This window comes from Microbispora sp. NPDC004025 (assembly GCF_053604425.1).
Window position 1 is genome coordinate 70,388 of record NZ_JBSGHN010000024.1, and the last position, 18,594, is coordinate 88,981.

14 protein-coding genes are annotated in these 18,594 nt (G+C 72.9%); 11 read left to right on the forward strand and 3 right to left on the reverse strand.

Annotation, left to right across the window (positions count from 1 at the left end):
- Window positions 1–320: 320 nt before the first annotated feature.
- The 10 genes from ACWEQG_RS37280 to ACWEQG_RS37325 all read left to right on the forward strand — a co-directional run bounded on the left by ACWEQG_RS37280 (window position 321) and on the right by ACWEQG_RS37325 (window position 13,475).
- Window positions 321–1,388, forward strand: a complete 1,068-nt coding sequence (locus tag ACWEQG_RS37280; RefSeq protein ID WP_363465090.1) for a DUF917 domain-containing protein — start codon at window positions 321–323, stop codon at window positions 1,386–1,388.
- Between the two features lie 76 nt (window positions 1,389–1,464).
- Entirely contained in the window at window positions 1,465–3,012 is a 1,548-nt protein-coding gene (locus ACWEQG_RS37285; RefSeq protein ID WP_452292150.1) for a hydantoinase/oxoprolinase N-terminal domain-containing protein, read from the forward strand.
- Window positions 3,013–3,029: 17 nt separating this feature from the next.
- Window positions 3,030–4,661, forward strand: a complete 1,632-nt coding sequence (locus tag ACWEQG_RS37290) for an ABC transporter substrate-binding protein (protein WP_452292152.1) — start codon at window positions 3,030–3,032, stop codon at window positions 4,659–4,661.
- Window positions 4,662–4,663: 2 nt separating this feature from the next.
- A complete protein-coding gene (locus ACWEQG_RS37295; RefSeq protein WP_452292154.1) occupies window positions 4,664–5,680 on the forward strand; it encodes an ABC transporter permease in 1,017 nt (338 codons plus the stop codon).
- Window positions 5,677–6,534 carry an ABC transporter permease gene (locus ACWEQG_RS37300; protein WP_452292156.1) on the forward strand — a complete coding sequence of 286 codons (858 nt, stop codon included), beginning with the start codon at window positions 5,677–5,679 and terminating at the stop codon, window positions 6,532–6,534. The genes ACWEQG_RS37295 and ACWEQG_RS37300 overlap by 4 nt, the downstream gene beginning before the upstream one ends.
- Entirely contained in the window at window positions 6,531–7,307 is a 777-nt protein-coding gene (locus ACWEQG_RS37305; protein ID WP_452292158.1) for an ATP-binding cassette domain-containing protein, read from the forward strand. Before ACWEQG_RS37300 ends, ACWEQG_RS37305 begins: the two co-directional genes overlap by 4 nt.
- Complete coding sequence (locus ACWEQG_RS37310) at window positions 7,304–8,260, forward strand: ABC transporter ATP-binding protein (protein WP_452292160.1); 957 nt, start codon at window positions 7,304–7,306, stop codon at window positions 8,258–8,260. Before ACWEQG_RS37305 ends, ACWEQG_RS37310 begins: the two co-directional genes overlap by 4 nt.
- Complete coding sequence (locus ACWEQG_RS37315; RefSeq protein WP_452292161.1) at window positions 8,244–9,701, forward strand: PucR family transcriptional regulator; 1,458 nt, start codon at window positions 8,244–8,246, stop codon at window positions 9,699–9,701. Before ACWEQG_RS37310 ends, ACWEQG_RS37315 begins: the two co-directional genes overlap by 17 nt.
- A 43-nt stretch (window positions 9,702–9,744) precedes the next feature.
- The gene (locus ACWEQG_RS37320) at window positions 9,745–11,769 is read left to right on the forward strand and encodes a hydantoinase/oxoprolinase family protein (RefSeq protein WP_452292163.1); all 2,025 of its coding nucleotides are present in this window, start codon (window positions 9,745–9,747) and stop codon (window positions 11,767–11,769) included.
- A complete protein-coding gene (locus ACWEQG_RS37325) occupies window positions 11,766–13,475 on the forward strand; it encodes a hydantoinase B/oxoprolinase family protein (RefSeq protein ID WP_452292165.1) in 1,710 nt (569 codons plus the stop codon). Before ACWEQG_RS37320 ends, ACWEQG_RS37325 begins: the two co-directional genes overlap by 4 nt.
- 26 nt (window positions 13,476–13,501) lie before the next feature.
- On the opposite strand, the gene ACWEQG_RS37330 is transcribed toward ACWEQG_RS37325, so the two are convergent.
- Window positions 13,502–13,873: a DUF742 domain-containing protein gene (locus tag ACWEQG_RS37330; protein ID WP_363465114.1), complete on the reverse strand. Its 372-nt coding sequence runs from the start codon at window positions 13,871–13,873 to the stop codon at window positions 13,502–13,504.
- Window positions 13,870–15,882, reverse strand: coding sequence for a sensor histidine kinase (locus ACWEQG_RS37335; protein WP_452292167.1), 2,013 nt, complete (start codon window positions 15,880–15,882; stop codon window positions 13,870–13,872). Before ACWEQG_RS37335 ends, ACWEQG_RS37330 begins: the two co-directional genes overlap by 4 nt.
- Window positions 15,883–16,057: 175 nt before the next feature.
- Here ACWEQG_RS37335 and ACWEQG_RS37340 point away from each other — a divergent pair, with 175 nt between their 5' ends.
- Window positions 16,058–17,653, forward strand: a complete 1,596-nt coding sequence (locus ACWEQG_RS37340; RefSeq protein WP_452292169.1) for an ABC transporter substrate-binding protein — start codon at window positions 16,058–16,060, stop codon at window positions 17,651–17,653.
- Between the two features lie 16 nt (window positions 17,654–17,669).
- Here ACWEQG_RS37340 and ACWEQG_RS37345 read toward each other — a convergent pair whose 3' ends face one another.
- Complete coding sequence (locus tag ACWEQG_RS37345; RefSeq protein ID WP_452292171.1) at window positions 17,670–18,074, reverse strand: hypothetical protein; 405 nt, start codon at window positions 18,072–18,074, stop codon at window positions 17,670–17,672.
- Window positions 18,075–18,594: the final 520 nt, after the last annotated feature.

Sequence of the window (18,594 nt, forward strand, 5' to 3'; positions counted from 1 at the left end):
AATTGGAGGAATGCGAAGCCTGATTCGTAATTAAGTCTGACAATTCATGGCATTCCCCAATTTGGGCGGACAGGCGTACGAAACCTGGAACAACCATCACCTCGGCGGTATCGCGGAGCGCGCCCCTCGGCCGGCACGCCGGGCTCCATCGGACGCGGGCCCGGGACATGGGCGGCCGGACCCCGCCCGTCGAGGGGTTTGTTCGAGTCCGGGGCACACCTCACTCGGGGCCCAGGATTGTCGTGATGCGACAACAGATGTCGGATTAGTGGTAGTTGGTGACATTGAGGGGTGGCCGCCCGGTGGTGAAGGCTCCCCGCATGCAGGCCCGCATCACACTGGAGGACGTCTCCGCCCTGGCCCGCGGCTGCGCCGTGCTCGGCACCGGCGGCGGGGGCGACGTCCGCCCCGGAGCCATCGCCGCCCGCCGGGCGATCCGCGACCACGGCGACGTGCCGCTCGTCACCCTGGACGAGTTGCCCGGGGACGCCCTCGTGCTGCCGCTGTCGGGAATCGGCGCCCCGACGGTCAGCAACGAGATGGTCCACGGCACGGACGAGCCGGTCAGGATCGCCGAGGAGATCGAGCGGATCCTGGGCCGGCCGCCCGCCGCGGTGATGTCCTCGGAGATCGGCGGCGGAAACGGCGTGGCCCCCGTGGCCTGGGCGGCCCGGCTCGGGCTGCCGCTGCTCGACGCCGACGCGATGGGCCGGGCCTTCCCCGAGGTCCAGATGGTCTCGATGTACGTGGCCGGAATCCCCGCCAACCTCGTCGTCATGGCCGACGTCGTCGGCAACGTGGTGACGATCCGGCCGGTCGACGGCCTGTGGTCGGAGCAGATCGCCCGCGCGGTCTGCGTGGCCGCGGGGTCGAGCGCCCTGATGGCCGACTACGTGCTGACCGCGCGGGAGTGCGCGGGCGCGGTGATCGAGGGCACGGTGAGCCGGGCGATCGCGGTCGGGCGGGCGACCGAGGGCGCCGCGGATCCTCTCGCCGCCCTGACCGCCGAGCTCGGCGCGGTACGGCTGATCACCGGCAAGCTGGCCGACCTGGAGCGGAGGACCACCGGCGGATTCGCCCGGGGCACGGCGACGATCGAGGGGACCGGCGGCGACCGGGGCAGGACGCTGAAGCTGGAGATCCAGAACGAGAACCTCGTCGCCGTCGAGGACGGCAGGGTGCGGGCGATGGTGCCCGACCTGATCACGGTGGTCGACACGCAGACGGCCACGGCGATCCAGACCGAGGGGCTGCGGTACGGCCAGCGGGTGACCGCGCTGGCCTGGCCCTGCGACCCCCTGTGGCGTACGCCCAAGGGCCTGGAGACGGCGGGCCCGCGCGCCTTCGGCTACGACATGGACTACCGGCCGGTGGAGGAGATCGCATGAGCGAGCGAAGCGAGCGAATCAGTGAACACAGCGGGATTCGCGAATGCGACTCCGAGCCGCCAGGCGAGGAGATCGCATGAGGGGCGCGTTGCGGGTCGGCATCGACGTGGGCGGCACCAACACCGACGCGGTGGTCCTCGACGACGACGACCGGGTGCTGGCCGCCGCCAAGCGGCCCACCAGCCCGGACGTGACCGAGGGCCTGCGCGCGGCGCTCGACGCGGTCCTCGCCGAATTGCCCGAGCCGGGCCTGGAAAAGCGCGTGAAGCGGGTCATGCTCGGCACCACCCACGCGACCAACGCCATCCTGGAGCGGCGCGCGCTCGGCCGGGTCGCCGTGCTGCGCCTCGGCGCCCCGGCGACCACGTCGGTGCCGCCGCTCAGCGAGTGGCCGGACGATCTGCGCGAGACCGTGGCGGCGGGCACCGCGATCGTCCGCGGCGGATACTTCGTCGACGGCCGTGAGATCGCGCCTCTCGACGTGGACGCGGTCAGGAGGTTCGTGGCCGCCACGCCCGCCGACGCGATCGCCGTCACCGGCGTGTTCAGCCCGGCGAGCGCCGACCAGGAGAACCGGGTCGCCGAGATCATCCGCGCCGAGATCGGCGACGTGCCGGTGAGCCTCAGCCACGAGATCGGCTCGCTCGGCCTGCTCGAACGCGAGAACGCGACCGTCCTCAACGCCGCGTTGTACGGCGTGGCGCGCGACGTCACCGGCGCGCTGCGCGAGGCCCTCGCGGCGAGGGGCCTGGAGGCCGAGACGTACTTCGCGCAGAACGACGGCACGCTGATGGCCGTCGACTACGCGGCCCGCTACCCGGTGCTGACCATCGGCTCCGGGCCGGCCAACTCGCTGCGCGGCGCGGCGTACCTGTCGGGTGTGACGGACGCGATCGTGGCGGACGTCGGCGGCACCTCCACCGACCTCGGCGTGCTCGCGGGCGGGTTCCCCCGGGAGTCGGCCGCGGCGGTCGAGATCGGCGGGGTCGCGACCAACTTCCGGATGCCCGACATCCTGTCCATCGCGCTCGGCGGCGGCACGATCGTCGGGGCCTGGCCGCGCTCGGTCGGCTACCGGATCGGCACGGAGGCGCTCGTCTTCGGCGGCTCCACTCCCACGATGACCGATGCCGCCGTGGCGGCCGGGCGGGGAGACGTCGGCACGCACCCGGTGCCCGAGGAGTGGCGCGACCGGCTGGCCCGGGCCGTACGGCGCGCGGACGAGGCGGTGGCGGACGCGGTGGACCGGGTGACGCTCGGCCGGGTGGACCGGCCGCTCGTGGCGGTCGGCGGCGGCGCGTTCCTGCTGGCCGAGAAGGTGCCCGGGGTGCGCGAGGTGGTCCGCCCGGCGCACGCGGAGGTCGCGAACGCGGTGGGCGCGGCGATCGCGCTCGCCGGCGGCAGGTTCGAAACGATCGTCCCCGCTTCTGGAGGCGGGAGCTCCAGGGCTACATTGATCGACAACGCCAAGGAGGAGGCGGCCGCGCGGGCCGTCGCCGCCGGGGCCGACCCCGCATCCGTCCAGATCGTCGAGCTCAGCGAGATCCCTCTCAGCTACCTTCCTGAGCCCGCGGTGCGCCTGCACGTCAAGGCCGCCGGCCCCCTCGCCCGGCAGGCCGGATAGGAAAGGAACCCCCTCACATGCGCTGGCACAAGCGTCTTCTCGCCGCGGCAGCCGTGGCCGCAGTGACCCTCACCGCCGCGGCCTGCGCGGGCGGGAAGGTCCGCGGCGCGGAAGACTCCCCTCAGCCGGGCTCGACGGCGGCCCCGGCCGGGGGCGCGGCCGACAGCACGTTCGTGTACGTCCCCAACCTGGACGTCGTCACCGACTGGGACCCCGCGAGCTCGTATTCCAACGAGATCATCGCGATGCAGAACATCTACGAGTCGCTCACCCGCTACAACCCCCAGACGAAGAAGACCGAGCCCCGGCTGGCCTCCTCGTGGACCTCCTCGCCCGACGGCAAGAAGTGGACGTTCACGCTGCGCGAGGGCGCGAAGTTCCACACCGGCAAGCCGGTGGACGCCGCCGCGGCCAAGGCCGCGATCGAGCGCACGATGAAGGAGGGCCAGGGAGCGGCCTACATCTGGGGCGCGGTCGACAAGATCGAGGCCAAGGACGCCACGACGCTGGAGTTCACGCTCAAGTACCCCGCCCCGCTCGACCTGATCTCCTCGGCCGGCTACGCGTCGTACATCTACGACACCACGGCGGCCCCGGGCGACCTGAAGAAGTGGTTCGGCGAGGGACACGACGCGGGCTCCGGGCCGTACACGATCGAGAGCTGGCAGAAGGGCAAGGAGACCGAGCTCACGCTCACGGCGTTCGACGGCTACTGGGGCGGCTGGAACGGCCCGCACTACAAGAAGGTCGCCTTCCGGGTCACGCCCGAGCTGACCACCGCCTGGCAGCTTCTGCAGCGCGGCGAGGTGACGTTCGTCCAGCGGCTCAACGCACAGCTGTTCAGCCAGGCGGGCGGCACGGACACGGTGCAGACCTCGCAGACGCCGTCGTTCCAGAACCTGCTCGTGCTGCTCAACACCGCCGACGGCCCGCTCAAGGACGTGAAGCTGCGCCAGGCCGTGCAGAAGGCCATCGACTACGACGGTCTCGTGGCGGCGCTGAAGGGTTCGGGCGTGGCGGCCAGCGGGCTGGTCCCCGAGGGCCTGCTCGGCGCCGCCCCCGGTATGACCCCCAAGCAGGACCTCGCCGGCGCCGAGGCGCTGCTCAAGGAGGCCGGTTACGGCCCCGGCGGCAAGCGGCTCGAACTGACGCTGACCTACGCCCAGGGCGACGCCGACCAGGAGCTGCTGGTCACGCTGCTCTCCTCGGCGCTCGACAAGCTCGGCGTCAAGCTGTCGGCCAAGCCGCTGCAGTGGACCACGCAGTGGGACCAGGGCAAGGCGAAGGACCCGTCCAAGCGGCAGGACATCTTCGTCATGTACTGGTTCCCCGACTACGCCGACGCCTACTCGTGGTTCGTCAACGTCTTCCACGGCGAGAAGGACGTGCAGTTCAACCTCTCCTACCTGAAGGACGAGGCCGTCGACAAGCAGATCGACGAGCTGCCCGCGCTGACCGCGACCGACCAGGCCGGCGCGGAGAAGGCGTACGCCGACCTGCAGAACAAGATCATCAACGAGAAGGCCGCGGTGGCGGTGCCGTACGTGCAGAACTACCAGCGGGCCTTCGCCAAGACGGTCCAGGGATACGTGGACAATCCGGCCTACCCCAACGTGGTCTTCGTCTACGACCTGAAGCCCGGCGCCTGACCATGCCGGGGTACCTGATCCGCCGGCTCGGCCAGGCCCTCCTGGTCGTGGCCGGCGTGATCGTCCTCACCTTCGCCGTCATGCGCCTGGTGCCCGGAGACCCGGCCGTGGCGTACGCCGGGCCGAAGGCGACGGCGGCCGAGCTGGCCGAGGCCAGGCGGCGGTTCGGCCTGGACGACCCGCTGCCGGTCCAGTTGTGGAACTACGTGCGCGACCTGCTGGGCGGCGACTGGGGGACCAGCCTGCACACCCGGCAGCCGGTGCGCGACGACCTGTTCCAGGCGTTCCCGGCCTCGCTGGAACTCGTGGGCGCCGCGCTGATCATCGCGCTGGTCGCGGGCATCCCGCTGGGGATCGCCGCCGCGCGCTACAAGGGCCGCCTGCCCGACCTGTCGGTGCGGCTGTCGTCGATGCTGGCCGTGTCGGTGCCGGTGTTCTGGCTGGCGCTGGCCCTGCAGACGGTCTTCGCGAGCGGGCTGGGCTGGTTCCCCGTCGCGGGGGAGTACGACACGTCGCTCGACCGGACCAGCCCCCTGCACCTCTACACCAACATCACCGCCGTGGACGCGCTGATCACCGGCAACTGGCCGATCCTCACCAGCACGCTGTCGCATCTGGTGCTGCCCGCGCTGGTCATCGCGGCGTACCCGGCCGGGGTCGTGGCCCAGATGACCAGGGCCGCCCTCATCGAGGAGTCGTCGCGCGACCACGCGCGGCTGGAGCGCGCGCTCGGCTTCGGCGAGACCGCGGTGCTCACCCGGTTCGCCCTGCGGCCCGCGCTGAACCCGGTCCTGTCGCTGATAGCGCTCGTCTTCGCGTACTCGATCGTGAACGGCTTCCTCGTGGAGGCCGTGTTCAACTGGCCGGGCCTCGGGCGGTACGCCGCCGACTCGATCCGTTCGCTCGACACGCCCGCCATCGCCGGGGTGACGCTGCTGGTCGCCGTGCTGTACGTCGTCGCCAACCTCGCCGTGGACCTCCTCCAGGGCGTGGTCGACCCGAGGGTGAGGGCCCGATGACCGCGCCGGCCCTGCCCGAGCTCCGCCGTACGCCGCTGCGGCGCCTGGCGGGCGTGGACCGCCTCGCGGTGGCGGGGGCGGTGCTGCTGGCGGTCGTCGTGCTGGCGGCGCTGCTCGCGCCGTGGATCGCCCCCTATCCGGAGGACGGCGGCTCGGCCACGCATCCCCTGGAGTCGTTGCTGCCGCCCAGCGGCGCCCACTGGTTCGGCACCGACCAGGTCGGCCGCGACGTGCTCAGCCGGGTCCTGTTCGGCGCCCGTACCTCGCTGCTGATCGCCGTCGCGGTGCTGGCCGTCTCCGGGGTGGCCGGCGTCCTGCTCGGCGTCGTCGCCGGGTACGCCGGCGGATGGGCCCGCGACGTGATCATGCGGGTGACCGACGTCTTCCTCGCCTTCCCCGCGCTGCTGCTGTCGCTGGCGCTCGCCGTGGTGCTGCAGCCCAGCGTGACCACCGTGATCGTGGCGATCGCGGTCACCTGGTGGCCGTGGTACGCCCGGCTCACGGCGTCGGTCGCCGCGTCCGTGGCCACCCGGGGCTTCGTCGACTCCGCGCGCTGCCTGGGCGTGCCCGCCCCGCTCATCGTGCTGCGGCACGTGCTGCCGAACTCGCTCACGCCGGTGCTGGTCCAGCTGTCGCTGGACGGCGGCGGGGTCATCCTCACCGCCGCCGCGCTGTCGTACCTGGGGCTCGGCGCCCACGAGCCGACGCCGGAGTGGGGCCTGATGGTCCAGCAGGGTCAGACGCTGTTCACCACCGACTGGTGGGTGGTGACCTTCCCCGGTCTCGCCATCCTGGTCACCGCGTTCGCGTTCAACGTGCTCGGCGAGGGGCTGAGGGCGAGGCTGGCGCGATGACCCTGTTGAGCATCAGGGACCTGGCCGTCAGGATCGGCGACCGGGCGATCGCGTCGGTCCCCGAGCTCGACGTCTCCGCCGGGGAGTGCGTCGCGATCGTCGGGGAGAGCGGGTCGGGCAAGACGACGACCCTGCTCGCCGCCCTCGGCCTCACCCGGGGCGCGGAGGTCTCCGGCCGGATCACCGTCGGCGACGTGGACGTGCTCACGGCGAGTCCCGCCCGGCTGCGTGAGATCCGCGGCTCGCGGGCCGCCCTGGTGATGCAGAGCCCGCAGGCCGCGCTGAACCCCACCATGCGCCTGGGCACGCTCATGCGCCGCGCGCTCGCCCGCCACGGCGTCAAGGGCGCGGACGCGCGCGAGCGGGCCGGGGAGGCCGTCCGCGCGGTGCTGCTCGACCCGGAGATCCTGCGCCGCTACCCCCACCAGGTGTCCGGCGGCCAGGCGCAGCGGTTCGCCATCGCGCTGGCTCTCGCGCTCGGCGCCCAGGTCGTGCTGGCCGACGAGCCGACCAGCGCGCTCGACGTGACCGTGCAGGCCGAGGTGGTCGCGGTGCTGCGGCGGCTGCGCGACGAGCGCGGGCTCGCCGTGCTGCTGGTCTCCCACGACCTCGCGCTGGTCTCCACGATCGCCGACCGGGTCGTGGTCATGCGCGAGGGCGCCGTGGTGGAGAGCGGGCCCGCCGCCGAGGTGTTCGCCCGGCCGCGCGACCCCTACACCCGCGAACTCGTCGCCGCCGTGCCCGCGCTACCCGAAGCCGAGGAGGGGGCATGACGCTGCTCGCCGCCGAGGGGGTCACCCTCGCCTACGGCGCGACGGCCGTGGTCCACGACGTGAGCCTGGTCGTGGACGAGGGCGGAGTGGGCCTGATCGGGGAGAGCGGGTCGGGCAAGACCACGCTCGCCCGCGCCCTGCTCGGCCTCGTGCGCCCGCGCTCCGGCGTCGTCCGGTACGGCTCGCGCGACCTGGCCGGGCTCGGCAGGACGGGCCGGGCCGAGTTCCGCCGGGCCGTGCAGCCGGTCTTCCAGGACGGCAGCGAGGCGCTCGACCCGCGCATGACGGCCGGGGCGTCGATCACCGAGGCGCTGACCACCCACCACCGCGTGTCGAGGGCCGAGGGGCGGGACCGGGTGGACGCGCTCCTCGCCGACGTGGGGCTCGACCCCGCGCTCGCCGCCCGCAGGCCCCACGAGATGTCCGGCGGCCAGCGGCAGCGGGTGGCCATAGCCCGCGCGCTGGCCGTGGAGCCGCGGCTGCTGGTGCTCGACGAGCCCACGAGCGCGCTCGACGTCACCGTGCAGGCCAGGATCCTCGACCTGCTGGAGCGGCTGGCCGCCGAGCACGGGCTCGGCTACCTGCTCATCACGCACAACCTCGGCGTCGTCGGGCGGCTGTGCCGTACGTCGTCGGTGCTGTTCGCCGGGCGGGTCGTCGAGTCGGGCCCGACCCGGGAACTGCTCACCCGGCCGGCCCATCCCTACACCCGGGCGCTGCGTGACGCGGTGCCCCGCCTGGGCGGCGAGCCTCCGCGCGCCACCGGGCGGACCGAGGCGGCGTCGGCGCCGTCCGGCTGCCCGTTCCGGCTGCGCTGCCCTCTCGCGGTGGACCGCTGCCGGGACGAGGCGCCGCGCACGCGCGAGGTCGAGGGGCGCGGGGTGGCGTGCCACCGCGCGGAGGAGGTGCTGGGCCGCGTGTCCCGTGAGGATCGCGATGCGCCGCGTCAGTGACCTGCTCAGGACGCCCGCCGGTCGCAGGCTGACGCTCGTCGCCGGCCCGTGGGACGCCCGCGAGGTCGACAGCGTCGTCCTCGTCGACGAGATGCGCGAGCTGGCCTCGGCCGCCCCCGGCGCGCTGGCGATCCTGTCGCGCCACGCCATGCGGTCGTGCGACGTGCTCGACGCGCTGCGCCTGGCCGGGCGCGGCCGGCTGGCCGGGATCGTGCTGCCCGGCCCGGCCGGCACGACGCCCGAGATCGTGGAGCTGGCCAGGCGGGAGGGGGTCGCCCTGCTCGCCGGCGCCTCCGACCACTCGCTGTCGGACGCCGTGCTCGGCCTCAGCGCGGCCGTACGCGCCGATCCGGGGCTGCTGCTGCGCCGTACGAGGGAGGCGATCGACGGGCTCGGCGCGATGGAGGGCGCGGGCGAGGACGACATCCTGCGCGCGGCGTCCGCCTCCGTCGGGGTCGCGTACGCGGTCGCCGACCTGGCCGATCCGGCGGCCAACGCGACCGTGATCCGGGTCGGCGGGCGGCCGGACGGCTACGTGTGCTGGGACGGCGAGGACCCGGCGGCGGCGATCGTCGCCCAGGTCGTCGCGACCACGCTCGGCCGGGTGCGGGCGGCCGCGCGGGAGGCGGAGGCGGCCCGCGAACGTGCGCTGCTGGCCCTGCTCGGCGCGAAGGACACCCGGGCCGCCGCCCGCCGCGCCCGCCACGAGGGCGTGCCCGTGGACGGCTGGCACGTCGCGGTCTTCCTGCGCGACCCCGCCGCGGATCCGGCGTCCGACGCCGCCCGGGGTACCGGGGCCGCCGATCCCGTGCTGCGCGAGGTGCGCAGGACGGCCGCCGCGATCCTGCCGCGCCTGCCGGACCCCGGCGGGGCGGCCGGCCTGTCCGCGGCGCCGCTGGTCACCCGATGGCAGGACGGCGTGCTCGTGGTGCTCACCACCGATGAGCAGACGGCGCCGGGCGACCCGGACGCCCTGATCACGGGCCTGGCGGTGGGCGTGGGCACGTGCCAGGAGGGCCCCGACGGGCTGCGCCGTACGGCCTCGCAGGCCCGCGCCGCCGCCGCCCGCGCCGCGGCCGGGGAGGTCGTCAGGTTCGACCGGCTCGGCGTGCAGGCGATCCTCGCGGAGCTGGGCGGCAGCGAGAGCGCGCTGGTCGCCGCCCGCGACATGCTCGCCCCGCTGGACCGCCTCGGGGCGCTCAGCGCGCACGCCGTGCCCACACTCAAGGCGTACCTGGACTGCTGGGGCTCCCGGACCCGGGCGGCCGAGCTGCTCAGCCTGCATCCCAACGCGGTGGCCCACCGGATCAGGCGCATCGCCGAGGCCCTCGACGCCGACCTGTCCGACCCGCAGACCCGCTTCGCGCTTCAGCTCGCCTGCCACGTGGTGCTCGGCCACGACTGTCTCCCGGGCACAACACCGCCGTTCTCGTCGTTGTGAGGGCACATCGACGCCGCGCGCGGCCACATCTACGTTGCCAGGCATGACAACGGTCATCGGAGTGGACGTCGGCGGCACCTTCACCGACCTCGTCCTGCACGACGCCGCGACCGGCGAGATCAGGGTCGCCAAACAGCCCACCACGCCGGCCGCGCCGGAGCGCGGGGTCCTCGCGGCGGTCGACGCGGCCGTGCCACGCGACCTGCTCGCCCGCTGTCGCCACTTCGTGCACGGCACCACCGTCGGCCTCAACGCGCTGCTCGAAAGGCGTGGCGCGACCGTCGGCCTGATCACCACGGCCGGGTTCCGCGACGTGCTGGAGATCCGCCGGGGCGACCGCGACGACCCCTACGACCTGTCCTGGACCCCGCCGCCGCCGCTCGTGCCCCGCCGGCTGCGCCTGGAGGTGGCCGAACGGGTGGCCGCCGACGGCTCGGTCGTCCGCGACCTGGAGCCCGGCGGCGTACGGCGGGCCGCCGAGACGTTCGCGGCCGAGGGCGTGGACGCCGTCGCGATCGTGCTGGTGAACTCCTACGCCAACCCCGGGCACGAGGCGCGGGTGGCCGAACTGCTCAGGCGGGCCGGGTTCGCCGGGCCGGTCTCGCTGTCGCACGAGGTCTCGGGGGAGTACCGGGAGTACGAGCGCACCTGCACCACAGTCGTGGACGCCTTCGTCCGTCACCGCATGGGCCCTTACCTGCACAACCTCGACCGCGAGCTGCGGGCCAGAGGGTTCGCGGGCGAGCTGCTCGTGACACGGTCGGGCGGCGGCGCGCTGGCGCTGGCGGAGGCCGCGGCCCGGCCGTTCGAGACGATTTTGTCCGGTCCGGTGGCCGGGGCCGCCGCGACCGCGCGCCTGGCCGCCTCCCTCGGCTCCTCCCTCGGGCTCGGCACGGCCGTCGCCGCCGACGTGGGCGGCACCAGCTTCGACACCGCGCTCATCGAGGACGGACGGCTCCCGCTGCTGTACCAGGGCGAGGTCGTCGGCCTGCCGCTGCAGAGCCCGTGGGTGGACGTGCGGTCGGTCGGCGCGGGCGGCGGATCGGTCGCGTACGCCGACGCGGGCGGCCTGCTGCGAGTCGGCCCGCGCAGCGCGGGAGCCGATCCCGGGCCCGCCTGCTACGGGCGGGGCGGGACAGAGCCCACGGTGACCGACGCCGCCCTGCACCTGGGCATGATCCCCCGCGGGCGCATCTCCGGCGGCATCGAGCTGTCGGCCGAGGAGGCGGCCCGCGCGCTGGCGCCGCTGGCCGGCCCGACCGGCATCGACGGCGTGGACGCCGTCGCGGTGGGCGTCGTCAGGATCGCCGCCGCGCACATGGCCCAGGCCGTGCGCGGCGTCACGGTGGAGCGGGGCGTCGACCCGCGCGGCGCGGCCGTCGTCGCCTTCGGCGGCGCCGGTCCGGTGTTCGGGTGCCTGCTCGCCGACGAGCTCGACGTGGACACCGTGGTGGTGCCGCCCAACGCGGGCAACTTCTCCGCCGTCGGCCTGGTGCAGACCGACGTCGTACGCTCGGCCGCCCGCACGATGGTGCGCCCCCTGGACGACGCGGCGCTGCCGGCGGTCGACGACGTGGCGCGGTCGCTGTTCGAACGGCTCGCGCAGCCGGGAGCCGCACGCGAGGTGGACCTCGACCTGCGCCACCGGGGGCAGGAGCACACGCTGACGATCCCCGTGCGACTCGGCGAGGACGACCTGACGGCCGTGTCCGCCCGCTTCTCCGAGGCCTACCACCGGGCCTTCGGCCACACCCTGCCCGACCCGCTGGAGATCGTCACCGTACGGGCGACCAGCCGGGTCGTGCTCGACGACGAGCGCCCTCTGGTGCCGGCCCCGCCCTCGGGCGAGGGCGAGGGCGGGCGCGGGGCGGGGACGACGCGGCTGTGGTCGTTCCGCCGAAGCGCCTGGGCCGAGGCCCCGGTCGTACGCCGGGAGGACCTGACCGGCGTGGCCGAGGGCCCGCTGCTGGTGGTGGAGCCGACCGCGACCGCCTACGTGGACGCCGGCTTCGCGGTGGAGGCGCACGAGAGCGGCTGCCTCCTGATCACGAGGAAGGACCGGCCATGACCATCGTCCGCACCCGATACACGGAGGCGCACCCGGGCCTGGGCGACGGCGCGGACCCGGTGACCACCGAGATCATCCGGCAGGGGCTCAACGCGGCCGCCGACCAGATGAAGCAGTCGCTGATCCGCACAGCGTTCTCGCCGATCATCTACGAGGCGCTGGACTTCGCCGTCGCCTTCTACGACGCCGACATGTGCATGCTGGCGCAGGCGCCGACGCTGCCGGCGTTCATGGGCACGCTCGGCTTCTGCGTGCGGGAGGCCGTCGAGGGCGTCGGCGGTCCCGGCGCGCTCAGCCCCGGCGACGTCATCCTCTACAACGACCCGTACGGCACGGGCTCCCACCCGCAGGACGCGGCGATGGTCGTGCCGATCTACCACGAGGACACGCTGGTCGCCTACTCGGCGATCAAGGCCCACTGGCTCGACATCGGCGGCAAGGACCCCTACTGCACCGACACGATCGACGTCCACCAGGAGGGCACGATCTTCCCCGGGGTCAAGCTGTACGACGCCGGGCGGTTGGTCAGCGACGTCTACCGCATGATCCTGGCCAACAGCCGGATGCCGGAGATGGTCATCGGGGACATCAACGCCATGGTGGCCGGGGCGCGGACCGGCGCCGAGGCCCTCGGCGCGCTGGTCCGGCGGCACGGCCTCGGCACCTTCCGCCGCTGCGTCGCCCGGATGTACGCGCACGGCGAGGCGCTGGTGCGCGGCTGGTTCGAGCGCCTGCCCGACGGGGTCTACCGGGCGTCCAGCGTCATCGACTCCGACGGGGTGAACGGCACGCCGATCCCGTTCGGCGTCGAGGTCGCCGTGGACGGCTCGTCGGTGACCGTCGACCTGACCGACTGCCCCGACCAGGTCGGCGGGCCGGTCAACTGCCCGCTGCCGTCCACCGTGGCGGCCGTCAGGATCGCGGTGGCCTTCCTCGCGGGTGCGGGCGAACAGCCCAACGAGGGCCACTTCCGGCCGCTGGAGCTGGTCACCCGGCTCGGCTCCCTGTTCCATCCCGTACGGCCCGCGCCCTGCTTCATGTACGGCATCCCCTCCGACCACGCCATCGAGCTGATCATCAGGGCGCTGGCCGAGGCCGTGCCCGGATCGGTGCCGGCCGCCAGCGGCGGCGACATCAACGCGCTGGTGTGGTGGGGCAACCGCGAGGCGACCGGCGAGCCGTGGGCGGACGGCGCGCCGCACCCGGTGGGCCAGGGCGCCTCACGGTCGGCCGACGGCGCGAGCGCGCTCATGTACATCTCGGAGTCGGCCACCCGCTTCACCCCCGCCGAGGTGTGGGAGGCACGCAACCCGTGGCGGATCGAGCGGCTCGCCCTGGCCGAGGACTCCGGCGGCCCCGGCCGTCAGCGCGGCGGCCTGGGACTCGACCTGTCCTTCCGGGTGCTGGAGGACCAGTACCTCACCTCGGGCCTGGCCAGGACCGCGCTCGCGCCCTGGGGCCTGGAGGGCGGGCTGCCCGGCCGGCCCAACCGGCTCACCGTGGAGTATCCCGACGGGCGCGTCGAGGACTTCTCGCTGAAGACGCGGATCTTCCTGCCCAAGGGCGCGGTCGTGCACCTGCGCACCGGCTCCGGCGGGGGGTACGGCCCGCCCGGCGAGCGCGACCCCGAGGCCGTGCGCGCGGACCTGCGGGAGGGCTACATCACTCGCGAGCACGCCCGGCGTCATTACCCCCACGCCCTGTGAGGGCGCTGTGAGGGCGCTGTGAGGGCTCACAGGGCCTGCAGGCCGCTGATCACCTCGCCGAGGAGCTTCTCGGTGGGGAAGCGCGCGACGTTGGCGGGCGGGCGCACCTTCACGAGACCCTGCTCGTGGAGGTCGCCCACCAGCACCCGTACGACGCCGAGAGGCAGGTCGATCGCCGCGGCGATGTCGGCCAGCGACGCCGGGCGGGCGCACAGGCTGAGGATCATCCACTGCTCGGGGCCGAGGCTCACCGGCGTGGGCCCGCCGACCGCGGTGACGATGGCGACGAGGTCGATGTCCTTGCTGGCGGGCCGCACGCGTCCGCGGGTCAGGGCGTAGGCCGGAACGATCGGCCCGGCCTCCTCGTCCAGCCACTGGTCCTGCATGCGCTCCGTCACGTTTCGTCCTCCTCGCCGGTGTTCTCGTTGTCCTGCGGCCCCCGTTTCAGCGAGGCGAGGATGATGTCCTCCGGGGTGACCTCGCCCGCGGCGAGACGGGCGAGGTCGGGATCCTTGGGGCCGACCATGAGCGCGGATGGGAGCAGCACGATGGCGGTCGTTCCTCCGTAGGCCGAGGGCCGCAGCGTCACGCGGATGTCCCGCCGCGCGGCCAGGCGCGCGACGACGAACAGTCCCATGCGCTCGGTGTCCGCGATGTCGAACTCCGGCGGAGCGGCCAGACGCTCGTTCAACTCGGCGAGCCGCTCCTTGGTCATGCCGAGCCCGCGGTCCTCGATCTCGACCACGAAGCCCGTGCCGACGAGTTCGCCGCGTACCGACACGGACGTGTGCGGCGGCGAGAAGATGGTGGCGTTCTCGATCAGTTCGGCGATGAGGTGGATGACGTCGGCCACCGCGGCGCCGTCGAGCCCGTGGTCCTCCATGGGCAGCACGTTGACCCGTGCGTAGTCCTCCACCTCGGCCGCGGCCCCGCGTACGACGTCGTACATCGGGACCGGCTTGCGCCAGGCGCGGCCGGGGCTGTTGCCGGACAGGATGATCAGGCCCTCGGCGTGGCGGCGCATGCGGGTCGTCAGGTGATCGAGCCGGAACAGCTCCTCCAGCACGTCCGGGTCGGTCGTGTGGCGCTGCATGCCGTGCAGCTGGGTCCGCTGCCGGTGCAGGAGCGTCTGGCTGCGCCGCGCCAGGTTGAGGAACACCTGGCTGACACCCCGCTGCAGGCGGGCCTGCCCGATGGCGGCCTCCACCGCGGTCCTCTGGACGGTCGAGAAGGCCCGCCCCACGTCCTGGATCTCGGCGGTCCCGCCCGCCGTCTGGATCGGGGGCGCTTCGGTGGCCACGTCCACGTCGTCGCCCCGCTTGAGCCTGACCAGCATCCCCGGCAGCCGCTCGTTGGCCAGGTCGAGCGCGGCCTGCCGCAGATCGGCCAGCTCACGGGCGAGGCGTCCGCCGACCCGCAGCGAGATCAGGATCGAGGCGACGACCGCCAGCAGACCGAAGCCCCCGACCAGCACGGCCCGGCGCAGGATCGAGTCGGCGATCGGCGCGGCGCGCTGGGCGAGCAGGGCCGCCGCCTCGGTCTGCGCCTTCTGGAACGAGTCGGCCAGGTCGTCGGAGGTCGACTGCCACACCCGCTGCGTACGCGCGGAGATCGTGGGCGCCGCGATGATCTGCTCCTCCTGGAGCCGCAGCCGCTGGTAGAGCGGGGTGGTGATCAGGTTGACGTGGAGCTGCCGCAGGCCCGCGTCCAGCTCGGGCAGTCCCTGGTCGATGAGGAACCGGCGGTTGCCCACCAGCTGGGTGAACAGCTTGCGCTCCTCGTCGGTGAGGCCGCCGGACGCCCCCGTGGCCGCCGCCAGCGCCTGCTCCCGGGTCAGCAGCTCCTTGGCGTACCCGAGCGAGATCACCACACGCGACTGCTGGTAGATCGGGATGTCGTCGATCAGAGCGAGGCTGTAGTGCATCCGGTAGATCGAGTCGCTGACCAGGTTGTAAGTCTCGATGACGCGCAGACGCTCCGACAGCCCCTCGTCGATCTCCGCGCGGATCTCGTCGATCCGGCTGAGCCCCGCCAGCATCTCGTCGACCTGGGTGCGCATCGCGGCGGTGGTGGCCGACCTGGACGAGTCGGACAGGGCCAGCGTGCGGACCTTCTCCCTGGTCTTGTCGGTCCGCTGGCGCTGCAGGACCATGGCGTCGCGGTTGTTCTTCTGATGCGCGGCGAGGTATCGGGCCGTGGCCAGGCGCTCCGCCTGCAGCTCGACGATCAGGGAGTCGGCGGGCCGCCGCAGTGTCGACCACAGGGTGTTGTACGTACGCAGGCTCAGGCTCTCGCCGATGGTGACGCCGGCGGTGACCACCCACAGGACGACCAGAGAGAAGAGGGGGACGAGCAGCAGGCCGATGAGCCGGGACCGGATCGGCCGGTCGCGCCTACGCGGACTCATGGCACCTCGCCCAGTGAGGAACAAGCCTCACATAAGACCTTTTTGTGACAGAGGTAGAGACTAGCAGCGAGGTGGGCCGGATGAGGGCCCTGTGATCGATTAGCGGGATTTATCGTGTCCAATCGTGATCTTGCAGTAGCGTCGATCATGGTAGACACGGAAAGGACCCGCACGCATGCGCCGTTTCCTCGTGCTGGGAGTGCTGGCCGTGCTGGCCCTGGCGGGTTGCGGCGGCGGTGAGGCCCGGGAGATCTCGGCGGCGAACCTCCCGTCGGCGAAGGACTCCACCTTCGTCTACCTGCACCATCTCGACATCGTCACCGACTGGGATCCGGCGAGCTCGTATTCCAACGAGGTCGTCGCGATGGAGAACATCTACGACTCGCTGACGAAGTACAACCCGAGGACGCGGCGCGCGGCGCCGCGCCTGGCCGAGCGCTGGCAGACGTCGTCCGACGGCAAGGTCTGGACGTTCACCCTGCGCGGCGGCGTGGTCTTCCACACCGGACGGCCGCTGGACGCCGCCGCGGTGAAGGCGTCCGTCGAGCGCACCAAGCGGATGGGCGCCGGCGCGGCCTACATCTGGGACCCCGTGCAGCAGATCACGGTCAAGGACCCGCTGACCGTGGAGTTCCGGCTCAAGTACGCCGCCCCGCTCGACCTGATCGCCTCCGCCGGCTACGCGTCGTACATCTACGACACCCAGGCGGCGGGCTCGGGCGACCTGAAGAAGTGGTTCCAGGCCGGCCGGGACGCCGGCTCGGGGCCGTACACGGTGGCGAGCTGGAAGAAGGGGCGGGAGAAGGAACTGGTGCTGCGTGCCTTCGACCGCTACTGGGGCGGCTGGGAGGGTCCGCACTACCGGAACATCGAGTTCCGCGTCACCCCTGACCCCGACCGGGCGTACCGGCTGCTGCTGCGCGGTGAGGCGAGCTACGTGCAGCGGCTGAACCCCGATCTGTTCCGGCGGGCCCGGGCGACCGCGGGCGTGCGGACCCTGCAGGTGCCGTCGTTCCAGAACCTGCTCGTGCTGTTCAACACCGCCTCCGGACCACTCGCCGACATACGGCTGCGCAAGGCGGTGCAGAAGGCCATCGACTACGACGGCCTGGTCGCCGCGCTCAAGGGCGCGGCGGCGCCCGCCTCGGGCCTGGTGCCCGAGGGCCTGCTGGGTCACGCTCCCGGCCTGACCCAGAAGCAGGACCTCGCCGGGGCCGCCGAGCTGCTCGCCAAGGCGGGGTACGGCCCGGGCGGCAACCCGCTGCGCCTGACGCTGACCTACGCGGAGGGGGACGACGACGAGGAGCTGCTGGTGCGCAGGCTCAAGCGCACGCTCGCGGAGCTGAACGTCCAGCTCGACGCCAAGGCCATGCCGTGGAACGACCAATGGGACCAGGGCAAGGCCGCGGACCCGGCCAAGCGCCAGGACATCTTCGTCATGTACTGGTACCCCGACTACGCCGACGCCTATTCGTGGTTCCTCAACGTCTTCCACAGCGCCGAGCCGGTGTCCTTCAACCTCACCTACCTCAAGAACAGGGACATCGACGCCAAGATCGACCAACTGCCGTCACTGGGGACGAGCGACCGCTCCGCCGCCGAGACGGCGTACGCCGGCCTCCAGCGCAGCCTCATCGAGGAGAAGGCGGTGGTGGCCGTGCCGTGGGTGCTGACCTATCAACGGGCCTACCTGGGCAACGTCCAGGGGTTCACCGACAACCCGGCCTACCCCAACGTCGTCTTCGTGCACGAGCTCATCCCCGGCGGCTGAGCCGCAGGCCGCGGGGTCAGCCCCGCAGCCTGCGGCTGAACCCGCCACAGTGAGGGCCGCGTGCGGTGCGGGGCCGCCGCGGCGCGGGCTCGTCGAGCTGGGTGAGCATGGCCTGCGCCGCCGTGGCGTCCGACAGAATCCGCTGCGCCTGCTCACCGTCGGGAAGCTGACCGTGCTCGGCCAGCTCGTGCTGGAGGAAGGTGAGGGGCGCCGGATGTCCGGCGGCTTCCGCGGCCACGGAGGCGCGAGCGGCGGTCAGCAACGCGAGGTAGTGCGAGCGCAGGATCGCCTCGCGCGTACGCAACAGCTCCAGGTCGTCGAGCAGGGAGTGCGCGAGCTCGAGCAGATCGCCCGGGCGCGGCGGCTCGGCGGTGATGTGGGCACGGATGTCGTCGAACTCCGACCGCATGATGATGGCCACCTCCAGCGACGGAAGTCCGGGCGGCCGGGTTGGCGCCGTACGGGGACTTCCGCATCGTGTTCGTAGCGCGGGGCGATTGCGAGCGGCTTGACGTTCGGTTGCGTGGGAAGAGGACGGCCCGTCAGAGCCGTCGCGCAGCACGGGGACGACAGCCGCTCACGGCGTTCGTCCCTCACCTCGTGCCTCCCCGATAGTCCGTGCCATGCCGACGTGATCGCCGCGGCGCTAAGTAGATGCTTGAGAGCCGGATCTGGTTGTCCCTCCCCGCTCGTACGTTTTGCGGCATCTCCGATGCGGGGGGTGCCCCCGGCGGTGACCTGCGGGAACACCCGCGACCGATCGGTGTGTTGCACCGGCCGACACCGCGCCACCCCGGGCCGGCGTCGCCGGGAATAGCTCCCGCGTCGGGGGCGTTGTTCTCGAACCGGGTCATGGCAGTGCCGGGCCCTGGTAATCTTCTGTTGTCGGCGCGGTTCGGCGCACTCCTCTTCGATCACTTCGGTGGTTGTGTTGGCTGTGC

Bases quoted from the DNA above. Each gene is read 5' to 3' on its own strand.
- ACWEQG_RS37325 (WP_452292165.1), top strand. From the start codon at position 11,766: ATGACCATCGTCCGCACCCGATACACGGAGGCGCACCCGGGCCTGGGC.
- ACWEQG_RS37295 (WP_452292154.1), top strand. From the start codon at position 4,664: ATGCCGGGGTACCTGATCCGCCGGCTCGGCCAGGCCCTCCTGGTCGTG.
- ACWEQG_RS37285 (WP_452292150.1), top strand. From the start codon at position 1,465: ATGAGGGGCGCGTTGCGGGTCGGCATCGACGTGGGCGGCACCAACACC.
- ACWEQG_RS37340 (WP_452292169.1), top strand. From the start codon at position 16,058: ATGCGCCGTTTCCTCGTGCTGGGAGTGCTGGCCGTGCTGGCCCTGGCG.
- ACWEQG_RS37300 (WP_452292156.1), top strand. From the start codon at position 5,677: ATGACCGCGCCGGCCCTGCCCGAGCTCCGCCGTACGCCGCTGCGGCGC.
- ACWEQG_RS37305 (WP_452292158.1), top strand. From the start codon at position 6,531: ATGACCCTGTTGAGCATCAGGGACCTGGCCGTCAGGATCGGCGACCGG.
- ACWEQG_RS37315 (WP_452292161.1), top strand. From the start codon at position 8,244: ATGCGCCGCGTCAGTGACCTGCTCAGGACGCCCGCCGGTCGCAGGCTG.
- ACWEQG_RS37310 (WP_452292160.1), top strand. From the start codon at position 7,304: ATGACGCTGCTCGCCGCCGAGGGGGTCACCCTCGCCTACGGCGCGACG.
- ACWEQG_RS37320 (WP_452292163.1), top strand. From the start codon at position 9,745: ATGACAACGGTCATCGGAGTGGACGTCGGCGGCACCTTCACCGACCTC.
- ACWEQG_RS37335 (WP_452292167.1), bottom strand. From the start codon at position 15,882: ATGAGTCCGCGTAGGCGCGACCGGCCGATCCGGTCCCGGCTCATCGGC.
- ACWEQG_RS37280 (WP_363465090.1), top strand. From the start codon at position 321: ATGCAGGCCCGCATCACACTGGAGGACGTCTCCGCCCTGGCCCGCGGC.
- ACWEQG_RS37290 (WP_452292152.1), top strand. From the start codon at position 3,030: ATGCGCTGGCACAAGCGTCTTCTCGCCGCGGCAGCCGTGGCCGCAGTG.